19 protein-coding genes are annotated in these 24,925 nt (G+C 49.3%); 10 read left to right on the top strand and 9 right to left on the bottom strand.

The features are described from left to right. The first annotated feature begins 592 nt into the window (after positions 1-592). The 10 genes from G9U52_RS18265 to G9U52_RS18225 all read left to right on the top strand — a co-directional run bounded on the left by G9U52_RS18265 (position 593) and on the right by G9U52_RS18225 (position 10,271). Positions 593-1,696, top strand: a complete 1,104-nt coding sequence (locus G9U52_RS18265) for an ABC transporter substrate-binding protein (protein ID WP_166152072.1) — start codon at positions 593-595, stop codon at positions 1,694-1,696. 163 nt (positions 1,697-1,859) lie between these two features. After that, entirely contained in the window at positions 1,860-3,242 is a 1,383-nt protein-coding gene (locus tag G9U52_RS18260) for an LLM class flavin-dependent oxidoreductase (protein ID WP_166152071.1), read from the top strand. After that, positions 3,196-4,047 (top strand): ABC transporter permease, encoded by an 852-nt coding sequence (locus G9U52_RS18255; protein WP_166152070.1) that lies wholly within the window; start codon positions 3,196-3,198, stop codon positions 4,045-4,047. Before G9U52_RS18260 ends, G9U52_RS18255 begins: the two co-directional genes overlap by 47 nt. 15 nt (positions 4,048-4,062) lie before the next feature. After that, a complete protein-coding gene (locus G9U52_RS18250; RefSeq protein WP_166152069.1) occupies positions 4,063-4,911 on the top strand; it encodes an ABC transporter permease in 849 nt (282 codons plus the stop codon). Between the two features lie 30 nt (positions 4,912-4,941). Next, positions 4,942-5,694, top strand: coding sequence for a class II aldolase/adducin family protein (locus G9U52_RS18245; RefSeq protein WP_166152068.1), 753 nt, complete (start codon positions 4,942-4,944; stop codon positions 5,692-5,694). Further along, positions 5,654-5,881, top strand: coding sequence for a hypothetical protein (locus G9U52_RS39285; protein WP_207953053.1), 228 nt, complete (start codon positions 5,654-5,656; stop codon positions 5,879-5,881). Before G9U52_RS18245 ends, G9U52_RS39285 begins: the two co-directional genes overlap by 41 nt. Further along, positions 5,863-6,807 (top strand): cysteine synthase A, encoded by a 945-nt coding sequence (cysK, locus tag G9U52_RS18240; protein WP_166152067.1) that lies wholly within the window; start codon positions 5,863-5,865, stop codon positions 6,805-6,807. The genes G9U52_RS39285 and cysK overlap by 19 nt, the downstream gene beginning before the upstream one ends. A gap of 83 nt (positions 6,808-6,890) precedes the next feature. Beyond that, on the top strand, positions 6,891-8,501 hold the full coding sequence (locus G9U52_RS18235; protein WP_166152066.1) for a gamma-glutamyltransferase family protein: 1,611 nt from the start codon (positions 6,891-6,893) through the stop codon (positions 8,499-8,501). Between the two features lie 192 nt (positions 8,502-8,693). Next, on the top strand, positions 8,694-8,975 hold the full coding sequence (locus tag G9U52_RS18230) for an ArsR/SmtB family transcription factor (protein WP_166152065.1): 282 nt from the start codon (positions 8,694-8,696) through the stop codon (positions 8,973-8,975). Between the two features lie 69 nt (positions 8,976-9,044). After that, a complete protein-coding gene (locus G9U52_RS18225; protein ID WP_166152064.1) occupies positions 9,045-10,271 on the top strand; it encodes an MFS transporter in 1,227 nt (408 codons plus the stop codon). Positions 10,272-10,377: 106 nt separating this feature from the next. Here G9U52_RS18225 and G9U52_RS18220 read toward each other — a convergent pair whose 3' ends face one another. From G9U52_RS18220 to G9U52_RS18180, 9 genes are all read right to left on the bottom strand, one after another. Then, positions 10,378-11,517, bottom strand: coding sequence for a response regulator (locus G9U52_RS18220; RefSeq protein WP_166152063.1), 1,140 nt, complete (start codon positions 11,515-11,517; stop codon positions 10,378-10,380). After that, positions 11,498-14,644: a hybrid sensor histidine kinase/response regulator gene (locus G9U52_RS18215; RefSeq protein WP_166152062.1), complete on the bottom strand. Its 3,147-nt coding sequence runs from the start codon at positions 14,642-14,644 to the stop codon at positions 11,498-11,500. The genes G9U52_RS18220 and G9U52_RS18215 overlap by 20 nt, the downstream gene beginning before the upstream one ends. A gap of 80 nt (positions 14,645-14,724) precedes the next feature. Beyond that, positions 14,725-16,170 carry a cardiolipin synthase gene (gene cls / locus G9U52_RS18210; protein WP_166152061.1) on the bottom strand — a complete coding sequence of 482 codons (1,446 nt, stop codon included), beginning with the start codon at positions 16,168-16,170 and terminating at the stop codon, positions 14,725-14,727. 228 nt (positions 16,171-16,398) lie between these two features. Continuing rightward, the gene (locus G9U52_RS18205) at positions 16,399-17,571 is read right to left on the bottom strand and encodes an oligogalacturonate lyase family protein (RefSeq protein ID WP_166152060.1); all 1,173 of its coding nucleotides are present in this window, start codon (positions 17,569-17,571) and stop codon (positions 16,399-16,401) included. 72 nt (positions 17,572-17,643) lie between these two features. After that, a complete protein-coding gene (locus G9U52_RS18200; protein WP_166152059.1) occupies positions 17,644-18,804 on the bottom strand; it encodes an oligogalacturonate lyase family protein in 1,161 nt (386 codons plus the stop codon). Further along, positions 18,785-21,139, bottom strand: a complete 2,355-nt coding sequence (locus G9U52_RS18195; RefSeq protein ID WP_166152058.1) for a helix-turn-helix domain-containing protein — start codon at positions 21,137-21,139, stop codon at positions 18,785-18,787. The genes G9U52_RS18200 and G9U52_RS18195 overlap by 20 nt, the downstream gene beginning before the upstream one ends. 123 nt (positions 21,140-21,262) lie before the next feature. Further along, positions 21,263-22,801, bottom strand: coding sequence for an extracellular solute-binding protein (locus G9U52_RS18190; RefSeq protein WP_166152057.1), 1,539 nt, complete (start codon positions 22,799-22,801; stop codon positions 21,263-21,265). Between the two features lie 42 nt (positions 22,802-22,843). Further along, the gene (locus G9U52_RS18185) at positions 22,844-23,719 is read right to left on the bottom strand and encodes a carbohydrate ABC transporter permease (protein ID WP_166152056.1); all 876 of its coding nucleotides are present in this window, start codon (positions 23,717-23,719) and stop codon (positions 22,844-22,846) included. A 66-nt stretch (positions 23,720-23,785) separates the two neighbouring features. Then, positions 23,786-24,664 (bottom strand): ABC transporter permease, encoded by an 879-nt coding sequence (locus G9U52_RS18180; protein ID WP_166152250.1) that lies wholly within the window; start codon positions 24,662-24,664, stop codon positions 23,786-23,788. Positions 24,665-24,925: the final 261 nt, after the last annotated feature.

Genomic DNA, 24,925 nt, shown 5'->3' with positions numbered 1-24,925 from the left:
ATAGCTTGGCATTCTGCTATACATGTATGCTTTTAATTATACAGGTTTTACCCAGTTATACAATAATCCATTTGTATGCAGGAAGTAAGGGATGTAGAAGTAAAGGGCACGATACAGACCCTTTAACTATCCTTATTTATTTTAGGACTGATTACTTGATTGAAATTATATTCAACAATTATTCCGACTTATTTACTATGATTTATTGTTTTTATATGAGAATGGGGAATCCTCCTGATTATTGCTCCCAAAGTTTATAGAACTGCATCCTGGTTGGAAATAACCTTATAAAAGTAATTGACAATACCTAAGTGTGATGATAAAGTACACTCAAGAAAAGTTAATTATTCATACCCGATAACTTGGTATTATGTCGAAATTAATTTAAGAGTATAAGCTGACCGTTCTAACGGAGGCAACCTCGTAGCCACTAATCTTAATGATTGGAGACTGCTTTGGAGGTGCCTCTTTTTCATTTCATATAAACCATGTGATTCCATAAAAGAAAGGAATGGTTAGGCGCGTTCATGTTCAGAAATTTATAAAATACTACTAATCGCATTCCCATCTTGAAAGGAGAAATCATCCACCTATGTATACTACTAAGCACAAACACAAAAGCCATCGTTCTGCCCTGAGCCTGATTTCTTTCGCTGCCCTAGCCGCCATGATGTTAGTTGTTCAAGCGTGCGGGCAAACAACTGCTCCGCCATCGGCTAGCCCATCACCTGCAGCAGCAAGCCCAGCGCCAACATCGGCAGCTGCACCAGCAGCAGGCTCTTCTGATAAAGCTGCAGCCCCTGCTCCTGCAGCCTCGGTTAAAGTTCCCGAAGTCCTAAACTATAGCTTCGTAGGCACAACCGGCAAACAAACCGGCGCCGAAGGCTGGGGCTTCCATACCGGTATCATCCCGAAGGTGCTTGCTGAATATGGCATCAAGACAGTAAACGCCATTGGGGGCGGAACGGGGCCCGATATTAATGAAGCCATTCTGGCCGGACGTGTGGATGTCGGATCCATGGGTGATACACCTGCATTGCTCAGCCGTGCGGCAGGGAGCAAGACGAAGCTGATCGGGTTCTCCTCCACGAATACCGAAAGCTATTTAATCGGAAAGAAAGATGGGCCCAAAAGCGTAAAAGATCTAGAAGGCAAAACAATCGCCGTTGTAAAAGGCTCGCTTATGCATCGTTATGCGGTTGGCTTGATCAAGGAAAACAAGATTAATGCCAAAATTATCAATATGTCCTGGCTAGATTCCTATGCAGCCTTGGCGCGCGGAGATATTGATGCCTTTGCAAGCGCAACGTATGACTATACTTCATACAAACTGACGCAGGAAGGTTATCCCGTGCTTGATTGGGCCAAGGACCATCCGATCTTGCTGGCGACCTCAACGGCTATTGCATCCGAAGCGTATTTAAGCAAATTTCCCGATTTCCCTAAAGCTTGGGCTGCAGCAAGAAATGCGGCACTGAAGGATCTAATGGCCAATAAGGATAAATATTATGCCTACGTTGCTGAAACGACCAAAGCCCCACTGGATGTCGTACCTATTTTGTATAACATCGACCTTATTTCCGAAACGGCCGTATCCGAAGATGGTGTCAAACGTGTCGAAGAAGCCAAAAAGTTTCTCGTTGAGGAAAAACTCGCTGCCAAAGACTTTAATTTAAACGAATGGATACTCAAATAACTTCATCTTTTAAAAGTAGTAACTAGCGGAGTGGCTGGGGTGTTCTAGAGATAGCGGAGCGATGCCTTTGTTCATTTGAACAACAGCAATCGTAAGAATATCCCAGCCACGAAAGCTGCACCTACTCCCCACCATATCAACTACTATTAGGAGGCTTTTCGACATGACTCAACCCAAACCAAGAAAACTTCATCTTGCCGCATTTCTGACAGGCGCCGGTTCCAATGTAGCAGCTTGGAGGCACAAGGATACACCTTCCGACGGTCCCGTTAATCTGAAGCTGAACATTGAGCTCGCACAGATTGCAGAGCAAGCCAAATTCGATTTTGCTTTTATCGCAGATTCTGCCTATATTACCAAAAGCTCGACGCCTTATTTCCTAAGCCGCTTTGAGCCCTTAACGATTTTATCCGCATTGGCGGCTGTTACTAGCAAGCTTGGCTTAGTGGGCACCTTCACCACCTCCTTCAGCGAGCCCTTCACTACTGCCCGCCAGCTGGCATCACTAGACAAGCTAAGCGGCGGCCGTGCCGGCTGGAATGCCGTTACCTCGGCTCTGGAGGACGTTGCCAAAAACTACGGCCAAGAAAAGCTGCACGAGCACGCTGTACGTTATAAAATTGCTGCCGAATATATCGAGCTACTGAAGGGGCTATGGGATTCTTGGGAGGACGATGCCTTCGTAAGGGACAAGGAAAAAGGCATCTATGTCGATTTTGACAAGCTGCATACACTTGACCACAAGGGGGAGTTTTTCTCCGTAAAAGGCCCTTTGAATATGGAGCCCTCGCCTCAAGGCCGTCCGATTGTGTTTCAAGCTGGTGCCTCCGACGCAGGCAAGGAGCTAGCCGCCAAGGAAGCCGATGCGATTTTCTCCAATTCAAGCGACCCGGAAATCGCCCGAGCCTTTTACAAGGATGTTAAACAAAGAGCAGCAGCTTATGGAAGAAAGCCGGAGGAGATTCTGATATTCCCAGCTATTACCCCGATCATTGGAGCAACCGAGGAAGAGGCGCAACGCAAATATGAGCAGACGAGTGCTTATGTCGATATTGACCTAGCTATCAAATATTTAAGCCGATTTTTCAGCTTCCACGACTTTACACAATATCCCTTGGACGAGCCATTGCCGGATTTAGGAGACTTGGGCAAGGACAGCTTCAAATCAACAGCGGAAGGCTTCAAGCGGATGGCCAAGGAAGAAAATCTGACACTTCGCCAATTGGCATTAAGAGCAGCAACCCCGAAAGGAAACTTTATCGGCACGGCTGTACAAATTGCGGACAAAATGCAGCATCTGTTCGAGACAGAAGCCGTTGATGGCTTTATTGTTTACGGATATGTGCAGCCAGAAGGGCTTCGGGATTTCGCAGAACAGGTTGTCCCTATTCTTCAGGAGCGTGGATTATTCAGGACGGAATATGAGGGAGAGACTTTGCGGGAGCATTTGGAGCTGCCTTATCCAGTAAACCGATACACGAAGGAGCGGGTGAACCAGCATGAACAGCAAATTGATCCAGTCCTCTCCCATCCATCAGGCGGCTGAGCTACAGCTGCCACTGAAGCGAACAGAGCCCCTGTACAAGCGAAGGGTATATAAGCTGCTGTCCGGGCTTACACTTCCAGTGGTTGTCTTGATTTTGTGGCAAGTGCTTGGAGACAAAGAATATATTTCGACTTTGTTGTTTCCGACACCTACGACTATTCTTGATGCGTTCTGGAATCTGTACCTAACTGGAGAATTGATTGATAATTTGAAAATCAGCTTGGTTCGTATGCTGTCCGGCTTTGCGCTTGGTGCCAGCCTCGGACTGCTCATCGGACTGCTCGTTGGACTCGTTTGGTATGTGGAAAAAGCACTTGATCCCACGATCCAGATGATTCGGATGGTGCCCCATCTAGCGCTGACCACCTTATTCGTGCTCTGGTTTGGAATCGGGGAAACCGCCAAAATCCTGTTGATTGCCAAAGGCTCCTTTTTCCCTCTTTATATCAACGCATATTTGGGAATCCGCAATATTGACACCAAATATTTTGACGTAGCTAGGGTGCTTGGCTTCAGCCGTTCCAAGCAATTAACACGTTTAATTATACCCGCTATCATGCCCAATCTATTTCTGGGCATCCGGCTTTCCGTTGCTATTTCATGGCTGGGCTTGGTCGTAGCCGAGATTATGGGCTCAACCTCTGGAATCGGCTATCTGATGATGGATGCCAGAGCGATGAGCATGACTTCCACTGTATTTGTAGGCATTGTCTTGTTTGCCGTGTTGGGCAAAGCTTCTGATTTGCTCGTAGTAAGCTTAGAACGGTATATGTTGAGATGGCGTGACAGCTTTCAAGGACTATGAGGAGGGGATAAGAACATGAGTGTACAATCGAATTTGCCGTCATCCCCTTCCGTAGCTGCAGTCGCAGTCGCAGAACAAGCCGAGACACCTTCATTCTGGAGAAGAAAGGCTGCTGGCACTTTTCTTACAGCTGTGGTGCCTGTGTTGATTGTGGCGCTATGGCAGACCTTGGGCTCCACGGGTTTGGTCAGCACCTTCTTCCTCCCCACACCTTGGCAAATATTGCTGGGGTTCAGGGAACTGCTGGTCAGTGGAGAGCTGTTAGAGCACATCGGTATTAGTGTTCACAGAGCCGCAAGCGGATTTTTGGTTGGTGGCTCTATCGCCTTCCTGCTTGGTATATGGACGGGTTTTTCCCGTCGATCCGAGGATTTTATTGACCCTTCCGTGCAATGGTTCAGGATGATCCCGAATTTGGCGATCGCCCCTTTAATTATTCTTTGGTTTGGATTCAGTGAAACCTCGAAGGTCGTTATTATTGCTGTCGGTTCTTTTTTTCCCATATACATCAATACCTTTCTTGGGATTCGAAGCGTGGACAACAAGTTGTTTGAAGTATCCAAGGTGCTGCAATTTAGCCGGTTTAAACAAATTATTTTACTGATTTTACCCTCTTCGATTCCCCATATCCTGATGGGTGTCCGATTATCCCTCGCTATTTCGTGGATTAGCCTTGTGGTAGCAGAATTGATTGGGGCGGCTTCGGGAGTTGGCCATTTGATCCTGTTTTCCTCCCAAAGCGCAAGGACGGATCTCGTATTTGTGGGGATCATTATTTTTGCAGTGATCGGCAAGCTGATCGACTCTTTCGTTAAATTATTAGACCGCAAATCGACCCGATGGCGGGATACTTACCGAGGATAAACAATCAAAAAATGACAGGAGGCGTTACCTGTGGCCACTTTCCCCAAAGGGACGAGACCTACACCCCCCGTATACGAGCATTTAGAGGACGAAAGAGAGCATCGCAAGCAGCGGATCGCTGCCGCCTTCCGTGTTTTTGCTAAATTTGGATACGATGAAGGGGTGATGGGGCATATCTCTGTCCGCGACCCGATCAAAACCGACCATTATTGGACCAATCCGCTAGGTCTAAGCTTCAAGCTGATTAAAGCAAGCGATCTCGTCTTGCAAAACCATCAAGGCGAAATCGTCCACGGGCATGGTTATGTGCATGGAGGCGCCTTGCAGCTGCATTTGCCAATCCAGAAGCTAAGACCGGATATTAACGCGATTGCCCACACGCATTCCATCTACGGCAAAACCTGGTCGTCGCTGAATCGGACAATAGACCCGATTACATCGGAATCCTCTGTATTTTATAAGGCACATGAGGTTTTTGACAGCTATAAGCATGGTGAAGGGGAAGCTCTAGCTAATTCCGTTGGAACCAATAAAGCATTGATCCTGAAAAACCACGGTATTGTCACTTTCGGCAAATCTGTAGATGAAGCCGCCTACTGGTTTATCTCCCTCGAGCGAGCTTGCCAAGCTCAATTGCTGGTCGAAGCCGTTGGAACGCCTGAGCATATCCCGTCCGAGCGTGCAGAAAAAATTTCCCAGCTCTTCTCGCCCGATATGGGCTGGCTGAATTTCCAGCCGTATTATGAATCCATTATTAGGGAACAGCCCGACTTGTCGCTGTGACAGCACTTCACCTGCGGCGATGAGTATGCTGCGGTATCATGTTACGGAAAAGCAGGCTAAGGCGCTTGGCACTGTCAGCGTATTCACTGCTGCATCAGCCGCCCACGGACCGTCCGTGGGCGGTTTCCTTAAATCCAGGCAAATTGCACAAGAGAAGAGGACCTACAAATGGTATCTAAAAGAGTAAACAGCATTACTGACCTGATTGGCGAAACGCCAGTTGTACGGCTTAACCGCTTATCCAACGAACAGGACGCCGAGGTTTATGTAAAGCTGGAATATTTCAATCCAGGTGGCAGTGTCAAAGACCGGGCAGCCCTCAATTTAATCACCGAAGCTGAAAAAGACGGGCGTTTGAAGCCGGGGGCAACCATTATTGAGCCCACAAGTGGCAATACAGGCATCGGCCTGGCAATGGCAGCCGCAGCCAAGGGCTATCAATTAATCATAACGATGCCGGCGAATATGACGAAGGAGCGTATTAATATTCTTAAGGCTTACGGGGCAGAGGTCGTGCTGACTTCGGCTACAGACAGAATGCCTGGTGCCATACGCAAAGCGTTGGAGCTGCAGCGCCACATTCCCGGCAGCTTCGTGCCGCAGCAGTTCGAGAACCCGGCTAACCCGGCAGCCCACCGCTTCTCCACCGCGCCGGAAATACTGGAGCAAATGGAGGGCAAGCTGGATGCATTCGTTGCCACCTCTGGAACCGGTGGAACGATTACGGGGACTGGCGAGATTTTGCGCCAGGCACTTCCAGGCATCCGCATTATTGTGATCGAGCCGAAGGGTTCTCCTGTCCTTTCAGGCGGGGATGCCGGAGCACATAAGCTGATTGGTGCAGGCCCCGGCTTTATTCCCGGTGTGCTGAACCAGTCGATATACGACGAAATTGTTCAAGTATCCGATGAAGATGCTATTCGCACGGCTAAGGAGCTGGCTTACTTCGAAGGCTTGCTCGTAGGACCGTCCTCGGGCGCCGCCGTTTGGGCTTCGTTGCAGGAAGCGCGCCGCCTTGGCAAGGGCAAGCGGGTATTATGTATCGCACCCGACAATGGCGAGCGATATTTAAGCTCCGATTTGTTCAGCGATAAGGCAAGTGATAAGGGATGAGAAATAAGCATAAGTAATAAAGCATAAGAGGTGAACCATCCGAAGTAAATCATCCAAGTAAGCCATCCAAGGAGGCGCTGGCATTGAACTATGATCCGCTGTACCATCCGTATCCATCCTATCGCACGCCCGCCTATGCCCACAAAGGCATGGTCGCGACTTCCCAGCCCTTGGCCGCACAGGCCGGGCTGGACATCCTAAAGCAGGGCGGTAACGCCATTGATGCCGCGATCGCAGCCGCAGCAGCCTTAACCGTCGTCGAGCCCTGCTCGAACGGGATCGGGGGCGATGCGTTCGCCCTCGTGTGGACCAAGGGCAAGCTGCACGGGTTGAACGCAAGCGGACCCGCACCAAAGTCGATCTCGATCGACGCCGTGCGGGCTGCCGGGCATGAGGCCATGCCTTCTTACGGGGCTTTGCCCGTAACGATACCTGGCGCTCCGGCTGCATGGGCCGAGCTGTCCAGCAAGTTCGGAAGGCTGTCGCTCGCCGATACCTTGAAGCCTGCAATTCGGTATGCCGAGGAAGGCTTTCCCGTCTCCCCGGTGGTTGCCCATAACTGGGGCAAATCCTTCGCGCTGTATGAAAAGGTGCTGAAGGGCGACGCCTTCAAGCCATGGTTTGATACCTTTGCTCCTGGAGGAAGGCCGCCAGCAGCCGGAGAAATTTGGCGTTCTACCGACCACGCCCGTACGCTTGCGCTCATTGGCGCAAGCGAAGGCTCTTCCTTCTATTCGGGCGAGCTGGCTGAGCGTATTGCCCAATTCATTGCTGAAGCTGGAGGCTATTTAACCGCTTCGGACCTATCGGCATTTCGTCCAGAATGGGTCCAGCCCATCAGCACATCCTATCGCGGTTATGATATATGGGAAATACCACCCAATGGCCAAGGGTTAGTCGCGCTGCAAGCCCTCAGTATTATGAACGGCTATGAGGGCTTGCAGATTAACGCTGCCGATACCTACCACAAACAGATTGAGGCGATGAAGCTCGCATTTGCAGATGGCCACCACTATATTACCGATCGAGCCAAGATGAAGGTCGATGTGCAAAGCCTGCTCTCCCCCGAATATGCCGAGCTTCGCAGAAGCCTGATCGGAGAACGCGCACGACAGCCTGAGGCAGGTAAGCCTGCTGCGGGAGGCACTGTATACTTGGCCACAGCCGATGGCGAAGGCAATATGGTTTCCTTTATACAAAGCAATTATATGCAATTTGGCTCTGGGCTCGTCGTGCCTGGAACAGGCATTGCTTTGCAAAACAGGGGAATGGACTTCTCCCTTGACCCGGAGCACGCCAATCGGCTGGAGCCCGGCAAACGCACCTACCACACGATCATTCCCGGCTTCTTGACCCGCGGCGGGCAAGCCATCGGTCCCTTTGGTGTGATGGGCGGCATCATGCAGCCGCAAGGGCATTTGCAGACTATCATGAACACGCTGGATTTTGGCTTGCATCCGCAGGCGGCGCTTGACGCACCCCGATGGCAATGGACTCGGGATAAAACCGTCTTGGTTGAGCACGGTTTCCCTTTAGCGGCTGCACAAGCCTTGGCACGAATCGGGCATGACGTGCAGATTGCCTTGGAAGCCTCCTCATTCGGGCGTGGACAGATCATCTGGCGCGATCCGTTAACCGGCGTTTTGTGCGGGGGAACGGACTCCCGTGCTGATGGCATTGTAGCGGCTTGGTAAAGCACAATTAGGATTACAATAACGCAAAGAAGCCATTCAACACTTGAACTTATAGTGTGAATGGCCCTTTTGCTAAGAATTTCCTCTTTACTTACCTAATCTTATGTGATATTTTATTTCTATAGATGTAGAAATAACGAATTATTCAATGACGAAGTAACCAACAATCACACTTGTGAGGGTGGGAGAACCATGACTGAAAAACACGCAGATGTAAAGCAAGCTGTCAAAGTATACAAAGCACTCGGGGAGCCCACTCGGCTTAAAATTGCCCTGCTGCTCGTTGAGGAAAGAAACTTGTGCTGCTCGGACATCGGTAGTATGCTGGAGTCCGTTGCCGGATCGACGCTATCGCATCATCTCAAGCAATTGACAGATAGCGGCCTACTGGAGCTTCGCAAGGATGGAACGTTCATCTACTACAGCGTGAACCGAGAACTGGCGCAAAAGTACGCACCCTATTTGCTCCAGTAATTTTTTTGCTTTTTATTTCTATATTTTTAGAAATATAAAAATATTATTAAGAAAGAAGGATTTAGAACAATGTCAAGTACGTGGAAAATTTATATGCTGGCCGCTGTCAGCTTTCTGGTTGGAACGTCGGAGTTTATTATTGCAGGCATTTTGGATAAGGTTTCTGCGGATATCGGGGTTTCTGTAGCCGCCGCTGGCCAGCTTGTTACTGTTTTTGCACTTGCTTATGCTTTTGGCACCCCCTTCCTCATGGCTCTTACCGCGCGCATGGAGCGGAGAAAGCTGTTGCTTTACTCGCTAGGCATATTCGTCGTCGGCAACGCGATTACCTTCGCGTTGCCCGGCTATGAATTTTTAATCGGGTCTCGGGTTATCCTCGCTCTTAGCACTGGGGTATTTGTCGTAACCGCATTGACCGTAGCCTCTAAGCTGGCTCCACCTGATAAACAGGGCAGCGCCATCGCGACACTCGTTATGGGCTTTAGTACAGCGCTAATTATCGGCGTTCCACTTGGGCGGGTCATAGCTGCTTCCTATGATTGGAAAATTATTTTTGGCGGTATTGGCGGGCTTGGATTATTCGCTTTGTTACTTATTTATTGGACCATCCCGCAATCAAATGGTGAAGCGCCCGTGCCCCTGCGTAAGCAGATTATGCTGATCAAGGAGCCCAGAATCGCTGTAGCCTTAATGGTAACCTTCTTCTGGATCGCCGGCTATTCCATAGTTTACACCTACATTTCTCCCTTTCTGCTTACTGTTACAGGGATGAATGAGCAATGGGTTAGTGCAGGGCTGTTCGCTTTTGGTATTGCCAGCTTGGTAGGCTCCAAGTTCGGTGGCTACAGCACAGATAGATGGGGCGTTCCCCGCACGCTAATCGGAGGCATGGCCGCGCACGCCGCTGTCCTAATCCTGTTGTCGCTAACAGCGGCATCCCCGATTATTGTTTTCCCGTTGCTTATGCTTTGGTCGTTTTCAGCATGGTCCTCCGGTCCAACACAGCAGTACCATTTAATCTCTCTAGCCCCCGAAGCCTCGGGCATTATGCTTAGCTTGAACAGCTCGGTGCTACAGCTTGCGATGGCCTTTGGTGCGGGAATCGGCGGGCTCGTCGTGGAGCAAGCATCCATGCAAGCCATCAGCTGGATCGGCGCAGTTGGCGTTGCCATCGCTGCCATTACAGCGATAGTCTCGCTGGGGCTCTCCCGCTTCCGGTCCGTTTCACGCTTACAGTCGCATTCGCCATCGCTTCAGAAAGAGGAAGAACACGGCCTCGCAGAGGCTAAGGCCTAACCCTTCTTCAGCTCAGCGCTTGCATAAGGGCTGATCGATCTAAATCTAAGCAAAAGCCGGCTTTCTCCGTCGTAAACACACAGACGGTAAGAAGCCGGCTTTTATATCATCGGTTAGTCAATTGCTCATAGCATTGTTGAGTTTCCTGCTGGGGAACTACTTCCAGCTCTGTTGCAAGCAGTTGGACGAACGCAGCGTAGTGGCTATGCAGCGTTTTATAATCACCAAGTTTAGTAAACCCTACCATGAGCAGACGGACTAGCTCCTCCGAATACGGATCCTTTTCAAGAGCCTCCTTCAGCCGATCTACCGCCTGCCGCTCACGTCCGGTGTTAAGCTCATATTCAGCGGTGCGCAGGCTTGCATCGATATACAGCCTAAGCAAATGATCACGCTTAGGCTTAGCCCACTGGTAATCATTTTCTTCCAGATAATGACCTTTGTATAGCTTTAAGGCAAGGTCGGCACGCTGCCGGCTGCCTTCGTCCACCTCCCGTGCCTCGCTAAAGCTAACTAGTGCTTGCTCAAATTGATCGGCATCCGTAGCGGCACCCTTACCAGTCAATCGGTAGCTTTCCATGGAAAACTCCAGGACTGCGGGCAAACTGTACTCCTTAATCAATTTGCGGATTTGGTATACCGATGTATGCATATGAACCATAGCTTTATCATACGTAAAATGCGGCCATAGCATTTCTAGAAGCAGATCCTTGGCGACCCATTCTCCTTGCTGGTGTAACAAAAAAGCGAATAGCTCCTTGCTTTTTAGCGTACGCCATTTGATTCTACGCTCGGGGTCCAAGCTATCCGAAAACGAGAGCCTCATAAACATGAGGATGGACGGGAAAGGCTTGCTTACGACTCTGGTAGCACTTATTGCTGGAGAAGCAAGGCTTTGGCGAATACGTTCCAGTGTTTTGGTAAAACGTATAGGATGGACCGGCTTTAGTAAATAATCAAGCGCGTGCAGCTCAAAAGCGTCTACTGCATATTCGGCATACGCCGTAATGTAAACAATTCGGATATGGCTATCGATTTGCTGGATATATTCAGCCGCGACCAAGCCGTTAATTTCCGGCATGCCAATATCCAGAAACACCACGTCAACCTTCTCGTGAGCCAAGTATTGCAATGCGTCACGGGCTGTATTAAATTTACCAGTGATCTGGATATCTGGCTCACGCTGCAGCAATCGCTCCAGATGCTGCAGCGCCGGCTTCTCATCATCAATCAAAATCGCCTTCATCCAGTGCACTCTCCTTTCTCACTACAGCCTCACGAGCGGGTTGAAGCATGGGCACTTCAAAGCTGACCGTCGTGCCTTGCTGCCATTCACTGTTGATCTGCAGCCCTTTGCCATACTGCATCAGCAGCCGCTTATGAATATTCATCAGCCCGACACCGTCTGAGCTTCGCTCCGTTAAAATCGACTTTAGCTTCGATTCAGGCATACCGACACCATCGTCGGATACAGTAACCTGTACGACACCCTGCTGCTCCGTAACTCGAATTAGGATGGTGCCCCCATCCTCCCGTTGCATCACGCCGTGGCGGACCGCATTCTCGACAATCGGCTGTATCGATAAGGGAGGAACCATCAGAAAGCCATTCTCAGTAATGTCATATTCCACCTGGAGCCGCTCGTCGAATCTCGCCTTTTCCAATGAAAGATAGGAGTGAACCAGCTCCAGCTCCTTCTGTAGCGTCACAAGTCGGTCGAGATTGCCTACTTCAAACGAGCTACGCAAGAAGTGGCTCAGCTCAAGCAGGAGCTGTATAGTCTTATCGGCGTCGTAATAACAGACTGCGATAATTGTATTTAACGCATTATATAAAAAATGCGGCTTGATCTGCGCCTGCAAAAACGCCATTTCCGTATGGACCAGCGTACGAATCGAGCTCTGTAGCTCAATAAGCGTACGGACGCGTGCCCTCAGCTCACCAGCGTCAACCGGCTTGGTCAAAAAGTCATTAACTCCTGCCCGGAAGCCGGCTACAATTTCCTCCGGCCGGCTGCGCGCTGTCAGCATAAGCACAGGCAGCTCCGAGAGCATATATCGGCTTCGGATCAACTGGCAAAGCTCCAGCCCCGACATCTCAGGCATCATCCAATCGGTGATGACCAGGTCAATCTGCGGCATGCTGTTAAGCCTGTCTAGCGCGCTTGTCCCGCTTTTTACCGCGACCACTTCATAATGCTCCAATGTCAGCAGATTGATCAATACCTGCAGGTTGACGGGATCGTCGTCGACGACCAGCACAACACCCTTGTTCATAGGTTGACCGTCGCCTGCTTCAGCAAGCACTCCTACTGGTTGTGTTGCAGCCGCAGCGGCAATCTGTCGCTCTGCTTCACCCGCCATCACGGAGGTGTGGGGCACGGCCGGCAAGGTAAAGAAAAACCGCGAGCCACGGCCAAGCACCGATTCCACGCCAACCCGGCCCCCGCTAAGCTCAACTAGCTGCTTTGTAATGCTGAGCCCAAGCCCTGTACCCGTGTAGGATCTGTCGAAGCCTGCGGACTGTCCTTCATAGGCTTGGAACAAGTTCGGCAGCCGTGCTTCGGCAATACCGATCCCAGTGTCCTCGATGGATATGGTGACCTCGTCGCCACTCGTTTCGGCGGAAAGGGTAATCGTTCCTTGTTCGGTAAATTTAACGGCATTACCAAGTATATTATACAAAATTTGCCTCAGTCGGTCTTCATCAGCATCAAGCAACGGCAAACGCTCAGGCCATTGCTGCCTGATGCGAAGGTCCTGCTCATTGGCGAGGTGCACAATGACTTCCAGTACGGAGTGCACAACCGCCGGCAGGTCAACCTGTCGCCGCTGCAGCTCAATTTGCCCGTTTTTCAGCTTATTAAAATCAAGAATATCGTTGATCAGGAACGTCAAGCGGTTGCCTGTAGAGACGATCATGGACAAATGCCTTGCCTGTTTCTCATTCAGACCTCCCGCAGCACCTTCGACCAAGGATTGCGCCATATTGATCATGCCATGCAGCGGTGTCCGCAGCTCATGGGACGTGTTGGCCATGAATTCATCTTTCATTTCATCCAGCCTGACCAGCTTGCGCGAAAGCAGCTCCACTTCCATGAACAAGGCTGAAAACCTTTTGGACAAAACAAGGGTCTGGGCTAACATAAAAATGAGCATTTCATAAGGCACAAGCACCTGATCCTCCAGTAAGCCAAAGGCGTGAAGCAAATTAATCAGAAGCATAATCATTATGCTTTGGATACTTACGATAAGCGCAAGCGAATTGTCCGACCGCAGCTGTGTTTCTTTGACCAGCACATACATAACCCAAAGCATACTGATAAAGGCAAATAGAAAACAGACGTCCTCTAATCGGGAGAACACGCTTGCGGGCAGAAAAACTGCGGCCATACAGAAAAGAAGGACGATGCCCTTCAGCCATAGCAGCAGCACACGATGGTGAAATTTCGGAAATAAGCAGAATACATAACGGATCAGAAAGTAGTAAACTAGCGTTGAGGAAAAAAGCTGAACTTTCAAAACAAGCTCGTAAGAAATAAAGGGCAGCGCAGACAAGATCATCTTTTCTCCATGGGTAAGCACAAAGACCAAGCATGCTAAACAAAACGCACCCAGATACAGCAAGGAAACCTCACGCCGCCGCAGCGGAATGAGCAGTAAAAAATAGAGCGAAAGGATCAAAAAACCGGCGGAGGTTGTCAAGTACCCAAATACGTTAGAGGTTCGATTGGCGAGAATCGACTCCTGGTCCCCGAATAAAATCGGAAAGATCATGCCTCCCGAGGAATAGCTGAAATTGGCCACCTGGACTACGATTTCAACGGTATCCCCCGACACAGCCGCAAACCGGACGTAAGGTACATTGTTCGGCACCGTCTCTCCAGCCGTAAGTCCGGGGATACCGCTTGCGCCCAGCTCGCGTCCGTTCAGAAACAGCTTATGAGCCATGCGGATATTCACGGTGCGGATGCCATACACCGCCTGCTCAAGGTCGGGCAGCTGGAGCCGCAGCCTGTAGGTGCCCGTACCATGGGCTTGCGCGCTGTCTATATCGTTTAAGTATCCGTTCCATTGGCCGGGAATTTGCACAATTTCCGCCCGATCCGGCACAGAGCCTCCAGTGGCTGCTATTACAGGTCCTGTAGCTGCAGCAAAATCCTGCGGAGTCAGCAGCTGGTTGCGGTAAAATTCCCATTCTCCGCTTAGACGGATGGGAGCGTTGCCTTCGAGCGGCCTATCTCTTAAATCGATCCAGCCTGCCACCGCGTTAGGGTTATCTCTTAAGCTGTTCACACTGTGGAAAACCCCATACAGTGGCAGCAGGGTAACGCATATAACGCCAGCGAGGAGCGTTAACCAATATGTTTTCATGCGACAGCTCCTTGCCCGGCTCCACAGGAACCGCTTATATTCAGGCAGATGATAGGTTTGGCCCTTGCAAATTTCCAGCACTACAAGATAGGCGACAGCAATCGCGCTAACGACTCCTTGAACTTTTTAGTCCTCGAGCGATTAGTGTACATGTCCATCGTCAGCTCCGAGCTGTCTTGCATGTCCTTTTCAAAAATCAACGCAAGATTAGACGCAGTCATCTGGTCGTATATAAAAGCATTAACCTCGAAATTCAGCTTAAAGCTTCGAATGTCGATATTGGTCGTCCCGACCGAGCAGGCTTGTCCATCCACAACAATCGTTTTGGCATGCAAAAATCCTTTATGGTACAAATAAATTTTCACACCCGCCTCAAGCAAGTCGCCCAAATAGGAATAGGTAGCCCAATACACGATTTTATGGTCGGGGATGCTTGGTATCATCATTCTTACATCGACACCTGATAAGGCCGCCATTTTGACGGCATTCAAAAAGCTTTCATCCGGTACAAAATAGGGCGTTTGCATATAAAGGCTACTCTTCGCTTCATTAATTAATTTCATATAAGCCATTTTGATCTGTTCACGGTCATCGTTGGGACCGCTTGATACAATTTGCACCCCCATCTTGCCGATATGCACTTCGCTGGGGAAGAAGGCGTCCTGCATCTCCAAATCGTACGGAGAAGCGAGGTTCCAATCCAAAATAAATTGCGCTTGAATCTGAAAAACGGCACCGCCGTAAATTTTCAGATGCGTATCCCGCCAAAACCCAAACCGTTGGTCCAAGCCCAAATATTCATCACCGATATTAAATCCGCCTATGTATCCACACTTTCCGTCGATGATCGCAAGCTTTCTATGATTTCGGTAATTTAGCCGGAAATTTACATAGGGAAGCCTTGATGGGAAGAAAAATGCGGCTTCGCCACCAGCCTCAACCAAGCTTCGGAAAAAATGCCGCGGAAGCCCCGTGCTGCCTATCGCATCACAAAGAAACCTTACGCTTACGCCTTCTTTGGCTTTTTCGGTTAACGCTTCCACCAGCCTCCTGCCTAACACATCATTGCGAATAATATAATACATCAGATGGACATGGTGCTGCGCTTCTTTAATCGCCTGAAGCAACGAGTCGAATTTATGGCTGCCATCCGTAAAGATTTCCACCTCATTATCCTGCGTAAAAAAAGATTGTGCATTGTTCAGATTCATATAAATCATATCCTGGTATTTATGCATAGCCGGGTCCTTAAAGACAATTAGCTCATTTTTAAAATCCTCTTTTTGTACACCGGCTAGAGCTGTCACTACCTTTTGCTGCTGGACCCTGATTCGGTAAATTTTACGTTTGCTCAGATTTTGCCCGAGAAAGATATAGAGGAACGCCCCGACACCCGGCAAAAAGAACAAGATCATCAGCCAGGCCCAAGTGACTCCAATATTACGGCGCTCCACAAAAATAACGGCAATAGCAAAAAACACATTCAAGACAGTGACCAAGGAATATAGGTCTCGGAAAATTTCCACGGCTGACAAGCACCTCATTGACTTCGATTAGCGAGCTATATTCAGTTATAACCTTTATATCCAATTATAACCGATTCCATCGCAATCATGAATAGCCAAGGAGGAGCTTGGGCGAGCTTAGCATCTGGAGGGTTAGGGCTGCATAGCAAAGACCGCCATCCTGAGGATTAGCGGCCATGAGGCGATCCATTTATTATGCTTTAACAAGCAGCTGCCGGTGGATGAAAACTATCGTGGCTGGCTTGCAGCCTGTACATCTTCAAGCCGTGGAAGCTCGTCAACATTGCCGACCTCGACCAGATACAAATTGGCGTAGCCGCCCCGATCTGATGTGAACAGCACTTGGCTTGCGTCCGCTGTAAAGCGCGGATGCACATGGGTAGCGGCATTAATGCCCATGCCGCCATGGTAGGCAAGCACACGGGGCTGGTCAAAGCCCGCTTCGGTGCGTTTCCAGAGCAGCACATGCGGGTTGACCATCCGCTCACCGTCCCCGACGATCAGGTTAAGGTCATTGCTGTGGAAATGCTGGCTGTGGAACGGGAAATCCAGCTCCAGCTGCTCCGAGTTGTCGTACTTGATGGAGCCGTAATAGCCATGAACGTCTCCGTTCGGCTCTGTCTTTTTGCCGTGATAACCGAGGTGGATGCCATCAACAAACCAATATTCGTGGCCGACGGTTTTCAGCGGGCTCTGGTCCAAAACGAGCTTAGTCGCCTGTCCAGTGTTGGTATCCAGCATCCATACACGGTGATCGACATGATGCCATGGCCCTTCGTGGCAGAAGGTAAGCAGGTTCGGCACTGTCGGCGACATGTTCACATGCTTGATCCAGTAATTTTCTGAATATAAAGTTTCCGCCTTGCCGGTTTCGAGGTCAATACGGATTAGCCTCGTTTCTGGAAACGCCGCCCATGTCTCATAGAAGCCGCCCTCGAATTCGCGGTGCACCTTGTTTTCAGTAATCGATACGACCACATACCGGCCGTCAGAGCTCGGAGAGCCAGAGCTAAGATAAAAACCGGCAGGCGTATCAAACAATACCCGCTGCTGCAGCGTCTTCAGGTTTAACGCCAGCACCTGGCCCAGATAAAACATATACACTTCCTCATTGCCTTCATGCACATAGGAAAGCAGCAGCCTGTCAAAATAACGGTCATTATACGCGGGCTGCGGCAAATCCGTCAATTGCTCGATGTTCATCGTATCCATGTGGAAGCGGAATAAATTGCTCGCGTTGCCCCGCTGTGCTTTGAATATAACATCGCCTTTATAAAACGTTTGATTCGTAAAATAAAGATGATTGCTATGGGCAAAATAATCGGTCAGCTGCAGGATGCGACGACCCGAGATTTTATCCCGGTATTCCCGGTGTTCCGAGCTATAAATAGTGCCTTGCATATAATCACTCCCTCATTGTTAATGCTTCACCTGCACGTCGCGCCATTTCGCACACCAGCCCGCTTCGGCAGTTCACTTCGCCTGTACATCAGCAAGCTTTGGCAAATTATCCATGTCTCCAACCTCTGCCAAATACAGATTGGCATACCCGCCGCGATCCGATGTATACAGCACGTGCTTGTCATCCTGCGTGAAACGCGGGTGGACATGCGAGGCCTGAAGGATCGAGATTCCGCCATGGTGGGCGAGTACACGCGGCTCACTATAGCCATTCCCCTCGCGCTGCCACAGCAAAATATGCGGATTGGTTATTTTTTGCCCATCCCCAACGATGATGTCCATATCATTGCTGTGAAAATGCTGGCTGTGGAACGGGAAATCCAGCTCCAGCCGTTCCGTGTTGTCAGGGTGGATAAAACCGAAGTAACCATGCGACTGGCCGTCAGCCTCCGTCTTTTTGCCATGATAGCCAAGCCGCAGCCCATCAGCAAGCCAATATTCGTGCCCGACGGTTTTATTCGGGCTTTGATCGGGCACCACCTTGGTGGACTCTCCGGTATTGGTATCGAATAGCCAGACACGGTGGTCAATTTTATGCCAAGGACCTTCATGGCAGTAAGTCATTAGGTTCGGCACCGTCGGTGACATGTTTACATGCTTGATCCAGTAGTTTTCCGCATAAGCCACTTCCGATTGCCCAGTCTCAATATGGATACGCACAATCCGTGTCTCCGGGAACGCCGCCCATGTCTCATAGAAGCCGTCCTCAAACTCGCGGTGCACCTTGTTCTCATTGATCGAGGCGAACACATACTTCCCGTCAGCGCTGGGCGAGCCTGAGCTGAGCTTGAAGCCGTCAGGCGTTTCATACAGCACCCGCAGCTTCAAAGTAGGGATATGCAGAGCGAATACTTTGCCTAAGTAAAACATGTACACTTCCTCATTGCCCTCATGCACACACGAATGCTGCATTCGGTCATAAAAACGGTCGTCCAGCGGCGTTTTCGGCAAATCCGTCAATTGCTCGATCTCCATCGTGTTCATATAAAGCCGGAACAGGTTGCTTGAGTTGCCTCGCTGCGATTTGAAAATAATATCCCCTTGGTAAAAGGTATGGTTCGTAAAATAAAAATGGTTGCTATGTGTAAAAAAGTCGGTTAGCTGCATAATGGTGCGGCCTGAAACCTTATCTTGATATTCCCGATATTCCGGGTTAAATTTTTTTCCCAGCATCTGTTTCGCTCCTTTGACTATGGGGAAGAGGGGTATCATCTAAGGCAGGCGGCTCTGACGATTGTGCCAGCTCACGGTAATGCCCTGGCGTGACCCCTTCAACTTTTTTAAAATGGCGAGAAAAGTTGGGACCATTGTGAAAACCGACCTTTCCCGCAATCTCCGCTACAGACAGCTGCGTATCTGAAAGCAGCTGCTTGGCCACCATGTGCCTGTGACCGGATAAATATTCGGAGAAATTCATTCCGGTTTCCTTACGGAATATTCGGCTCACATAAACGGGATGATAGCTAAGCCGGTCTGCACACATCTCCAGCGTAAGCTCGGAATTGAAATGCAGCTCGATCAGCTGCTTAACCTCATCCGATATTTTTTGAAAGCGAACCTTTCGCTTCTCTTCAAGAATTTGAATCAGCGGCTCGATCAAGCTGTCTTGAAACCAGACCTCGATCTCCTGCACAGATTGTAATTGGAATAATTGCTCGAAGAGCAGCAGCCGATCTCCCGCTAGGTGCTGCAAGCCGCCAACGGTCTCCTGTGCGACATTAAGCAGCTCCGCAAGCAGCCTAATGAAGGAAATGCGGTATACCTGGTGGTTGACCTCATCGTTGACGATATGGGTAATGAACGTATTTAACTTGTCAAATGCCGTTTTGCGGTCTGCCAGCTTGATCGCATCAACCAGTTCCTCCAGAAGCTGGCGAGGAAACACTGCGGTCTGTGATTCTGAAGGTGCAACATCGGCATAAAATAGAATCGCTTCATTACCTAGCCGCAGCCGATATTTCAAGGCCTCGAGCGATTCAGCGTAAGCTTTGCCTGAATGCCGCAATTGGAAGAACGGCGAGCTGATCCCCAGGCTGACGGAAAGCCCCCAAAACTCGCGCACCTTCGTCTGCACCAGCTTCGCCCAATGAGATACGTCTTGCTTCCATTGGCTCGCTGATTCATTCATGCTTCCGATAATTGTCACCTGCGATTGGTTAATAACTACAGGATCCAGCCTGTATGGCGTATCAATCAATTCTCCGACCATATTATTGATTGCAAACAGCAGCAAATCACGATCCCGCTCCTCAAAGCGCGTATCGGACAGCGAATCAATCTGCAGCACAAGCGCATGGTAGCTCGACGCCTGCAAATCGAGGCCAAGCTCCGATAATTTCTCCGCAGCCTCGCCCGCATCGCCTGAGAATAGCTTGAGCAAATAAAATTCCTTAAGCTGCGGGCGCTGCCGCTCCAGCTTAGCTGACAGCTCGTTGCGCAAATGCCATATAGAATGGTATTGCTCGCCAATGACCTCCAGCTCGTCACGTCGGGTATACCGTTCATTGGGACCGGCCTGGCCAAGTACTGTATCGTAAAGCTTACGGACAGGGCGGTAAATCCGGTTGGAGCCCAGAAGGGACAGACCAACAGTTAATAGAATCAGGGCGCCACATGCGTAAAAGGTATACCAGCCAATATCCCTGGATTTCTTCGTAATATCCCGAATCGGCACTACTGACACGTAAATCCAATTGTTATAGGATGCCTTGCGGTAAATAACGGCAAAGCTTCCTTTGGACGTAGAATGTATAAAGGAGCCATCCGTTTCCTTGTAAGTGCTTAGTACGAGTGGAAGCGTTTGCTTAATTTCTTCCTCTTCTGCGGAGTTTCCGCCATTAAACGCGACTGGCTGGTAGCGGTCATCCCAAATAAGCGTCGTTCCCGCAAGCCTATTATCGGCAAGCAGCGTTTGCAAATCAGGTACAGATACCGATATCACCATAATGCCCAGAGGCTTAGGGGCGTTTAGCGGCAGCTTTTTCACAAGCTTGATGACGCCATTCGAATATTTGTCAGTCTGGCTGCCCTTCTTATCAACGAACCAGAAGGAACTGAGGGGCATTTGCAAATAATCGGCAAGCTGCTCTTCCCCCGGTCTTGCATTTCCCTCGATATATACAGAGCTTGCGCTGATCAGCCAATCGTTCTCCAAGCTGTACAGAGAAGCATCGCGGATGCCCAGCTCATAGGAATTGAACAGATTCAGGCTTTGCTGAATTTGGTGCACAACCATGAAATCCTGCTCGTTAATCTGCTGCCTAAGCGTAGTGTTGACTACACTAGAGATGATCAGATTATTGGCCATCTCATCGACCAGCTTTAATTCCTTTTCAATCCTCATTTGCGTTTGTAGTAGCACCTGCATATTGCTCTGCACAACCTGCTCCTGAATCATGCTGGACGACTTCCAGTAAGCGGCCATTCCAAGCAATAGCACTGGAATCGTGCTGAGTAACAAGACGAAGCTGGTCACCTTCAGAAAATACCCCGAAAAAGATGTTCGCATGAGTATCCTTTCTCCAAAAAGTAATGTCAGCACCAGTTTACCACTACTTCTGGAAAAGCAAAACGCTTCCACCCCACCAATAAACGCCATTGTTGGATAGGGTGGCACTAGAGCAAGCTATTATTATTTCTTAGCTGCGCTATATTGTGCGTTATATTCCTCGGTAATTTTATCGCCGCCATCTTTTCGCCAGCTCTCAACCGCTGCTTTCCATGCAGTTTCATCAGCAGCCCCAAGAATGAATTGGTTACGCACATCCTCGATTTTTTGCTTGATCGAGCCCCCAACCTCGGCATTTGTTTTCGATTCAAGCGCTTGTGAAGGATTACTGACGGCAATCGCAGAGCTATCAGCACGCATAAACTCTGTTCTTTCCGTAGTTGGGTCGGTTGTCATGATCGGAATACCATAGGTGCGAAGTGTCATTAAAGAAGCTCCGTATGATTCCCATTCATCGATATATTTATTGCTGTCGATAACTTGCGCTTTTCCATTTTCCAGCTTATATTGAACGCCCTCAACGCCCCATTTCAATATATTTACCCCTTCCTTACCGGCGGTCCAATCCAGGAACTTGAGCATGTTTTTCAAATCGGCTTCCGTTTTTACGCTAGTCTTCGGAACCATCACGATGCCTTCATGCCCGGAGCCGCCCACCGATCGCACTCCCTTGGGTCCATTGATCCGATTGGTGAAGGATACCTTCGCATTGGGACTTAGCTGTATCAAATTATCCTGCATTTTTTCGATATCATCAGCAGCCCCGATATACAAGCCTGCCTTGCCCTTAGCAAAGTTATCCTGCATCTGGACCTTATCGACGAGCAGGAAATCTTTATTGACCAGCTGCTCCTGATACAGGCGGCGCATATATTTCATCGCTTCCAAATATTCGGGCGCAACATAGTCGGCAGACAACTTGCCGTTTTCCTCGGACCAGCCGTTGGGCCCGCCCATCCAGACCAGCACATTACTGAAGGTAGTGATAGATTTCCAATCTGTGAAGCCGTACGTATCTTTTTTGCCGTTCTTATCAGGATCACTTTCCGTAAATGCCTTGGCCACATTATATAGCTCATCCAATGTCTTCGGCTCCTTGAGCCCCAGGGTGTCCAACCAGTCCTTGCGAATGATGATCGCATTGCGGGACAGATCACGGTCACGGGAAATCCCGTATATGTTGCCGTTAAACTTGATGTTATTGGCCACAATCGGATTCATTGTTTTCAAATTCGGATAATCGTTCAAATAAGGTGTCAAATCCCAAAAAACTCCTGAGCTCACTGCATTAGAAATAACCGGGTTGCGTAAACTCGCAGACAGGACGACCAGCAGATTTGGCAAATCCGAAGAAGCGATGGATGCGGTCAATTTGTCCGCATACGTACTCGCAGGCACCCAGTTGATTGTCAGCTTCGTATTCGTCAATTCTTCTACCTTTTTGATCATCGGGTTATCCGCTTTAGGCGGCTCCGGCTTATTGAGCGCTGTCATCATCGTAATTTTGAGCGGCTCAGCTGCTTTACTGCCGGCATCTGCCCCAGCAGCAGGCTGGGCGCCTGGCTGTGTAGCACTACTAGAGCAAGCGGCAAGCAAAGTACCTGTTAGCAACGTGAAGCAAGTCAAGGTACTGAGAGAACGGGGATTGGTAAGTGTTTTCATATTGACCTCCTATAAATTTGTAATCATATATAAAAGATGAAATCATCCTTTAACCGAGCCGAGCATAGCGCCTTTGGTGAAATGCTTTTGCAGGAATGGATACACCAGCAGGATCGGAACGGTAGCAACTACGATTACCGCCATCTTGACCGTTTGCGCTGGAGGCATCGCTCCATCGTCCATCACACTGGAATCGCCGAAGTTGCCGCTAGACATTAGAATAATTTGGCGAAGCAATACCTGAATCGGCCAGAGCTCGGAATTATTAAGGTAAAGCACAGCTTGCATAAACGAGTTCCAATGAGCCACCGCATAAAAAAGCGAAATGGTTGCAACTGCAGGCATGGAAAGCGGAAGAACAATTTTATACAGGATTTGCAAGTCATTGGCTCCGTCTATTTTTGCCGATTCCTCTATGCTGTCCGGCAGCTGCTGAAAAAACGTTTTCAAAATAATTAGGATGAATGCCCCAATCAGTCCAGGCAGCATAAGCGACCAGAGTGTATTGAGAAGTCCCAGCTGCTTGACTAGCAAGAAGGAAGGAATCATTCCCCCACTGAAAAGCATCGTGAATACTACCATCTTCAGCACGAAGCTGCGTCCCGCCACATCCTTCCGCGCCAAGGGGTAGGCAAGAAGTGCCGTAAAAACTACATTTAGGATAGTACCGATGACTGTCACGTATACAGTCACGCCCATACTCCTGATCAATCTATTTGTTGAAAAAATATACCGGTACGACTCCAGTGAAAACTCGGTAGGAATAAGCACGAAGCCCTTACGCAGCAGCTCTGCGCTTGTGGTGAAGGAGCCCGCAACAATATGGATGAATGGCAGAATGCATACTGCGGCATACAAGGTGATGAAAGTAATGATAAAGCCATCAAATATACGGCTAGTTAGGGTATGCTTGCGCATAGTCAGTTAACCTCCTTAGAAAAATGGTAGGAGTGCGGCTACGTGGCCGGAATAATCCTCCGATTGCTAATAAATCCCCTCTTCGCCCAGCATTTTGGCAAGTTTGTTTGCGGCAACGACCATGACCAGTCCGACCGCCGACTTGAACAATCCGATTGCGGTTGAGTAGCTGAATTGCCCTTGGGATATACCAGTCAAATAGACGAATGTGTCGAACACGTCGGCTACCTCGCGGTTCATCGAGTTGACCATCAGGAATACATGGTCGAAGCTGAGGTCCAGCATGTCGCCAACCTTGAGGATGAGCAGAACGACAATCGTGCTGCGAATTCCGGGAATCGTGACATGCCACATTTGCTTCCAGCGACTTGCCCCGTCCATCCGCGCCGCTTCATACAGCTGCTGATCGACGCCTGAGAGCGCTGCCAAATAAATAATTGTGCCCCAGCCTGCTTCTTTCCAAATCGTTTGGACCGTGTACAAAGGGCGAAACCAACCTTGGCTCAGCATGAAATTGACCGGCTCCCCACCCCATTTCACAAGCAGGTCATTCACGATGCCGCCTTCGGTTGTGAGCATAATGTACGTCAATGAAACGACAATGACCCATGACATAAAATGCGGGATATATATCATCGTTTGTACGGCTCTTTTGAAAAACTGGCTCCTTAATTCGTTCAACATGAGCGCCAATACAATCGGGATAGAAAAAGCAAAGGTTAAATCCCAAATAAAAAGCATTAACGTATTTTTAAACAGTAGCCAAAAATCCGGTGACGAGAAGAGCCTTTCAAAATGCTTCATGCCCACCCACTGGCTACCGCTGATCCCGAGAAAAGGCTGATAATCCTGAAACGAAATGACAACGCCCCACATCGGGACATATTTAAAGATAACAAAGTACAAAATTCCTGGAACCATCATGGCGTACATCCAACGATTCATCGCGAGTTGCCTGATTGTACGAGTCAGCCTGGACACGATCACGGGTGGGCTGCTTTGCTTTATAGAAGTTTCTTTTGCGTTCAATATTGAATCTCCCTTCTGCCTAGGTGGACTTGCTTGGTATGACTTGCTCGGTATGCTTCGGATCATAATCCATCCCCATTGTACTGTCTATTGTCTTCAATTATCTTCTCCATCCGAAGAAGCGCAATATGTCTTCACTTAACCTACTGTGTCTCTGGCAAACCTATTGTGTCCTGC

It is taken from the genome of Paenibacillus agricola, assembly GCF_011440305.1.
Taxonomy (GTDB): domain Bacteria; phylum Bacillota; class Bacilli; order Paenibacillales; family NBRC-103111; genus Paenibacillus_S; species Paenibacillus_S agricola.
The sequence above is the reverse complement of the archived record's forward strand: the minus strand, read 5'-3'. Positions and strand labels throughout refer to the sequence as shown.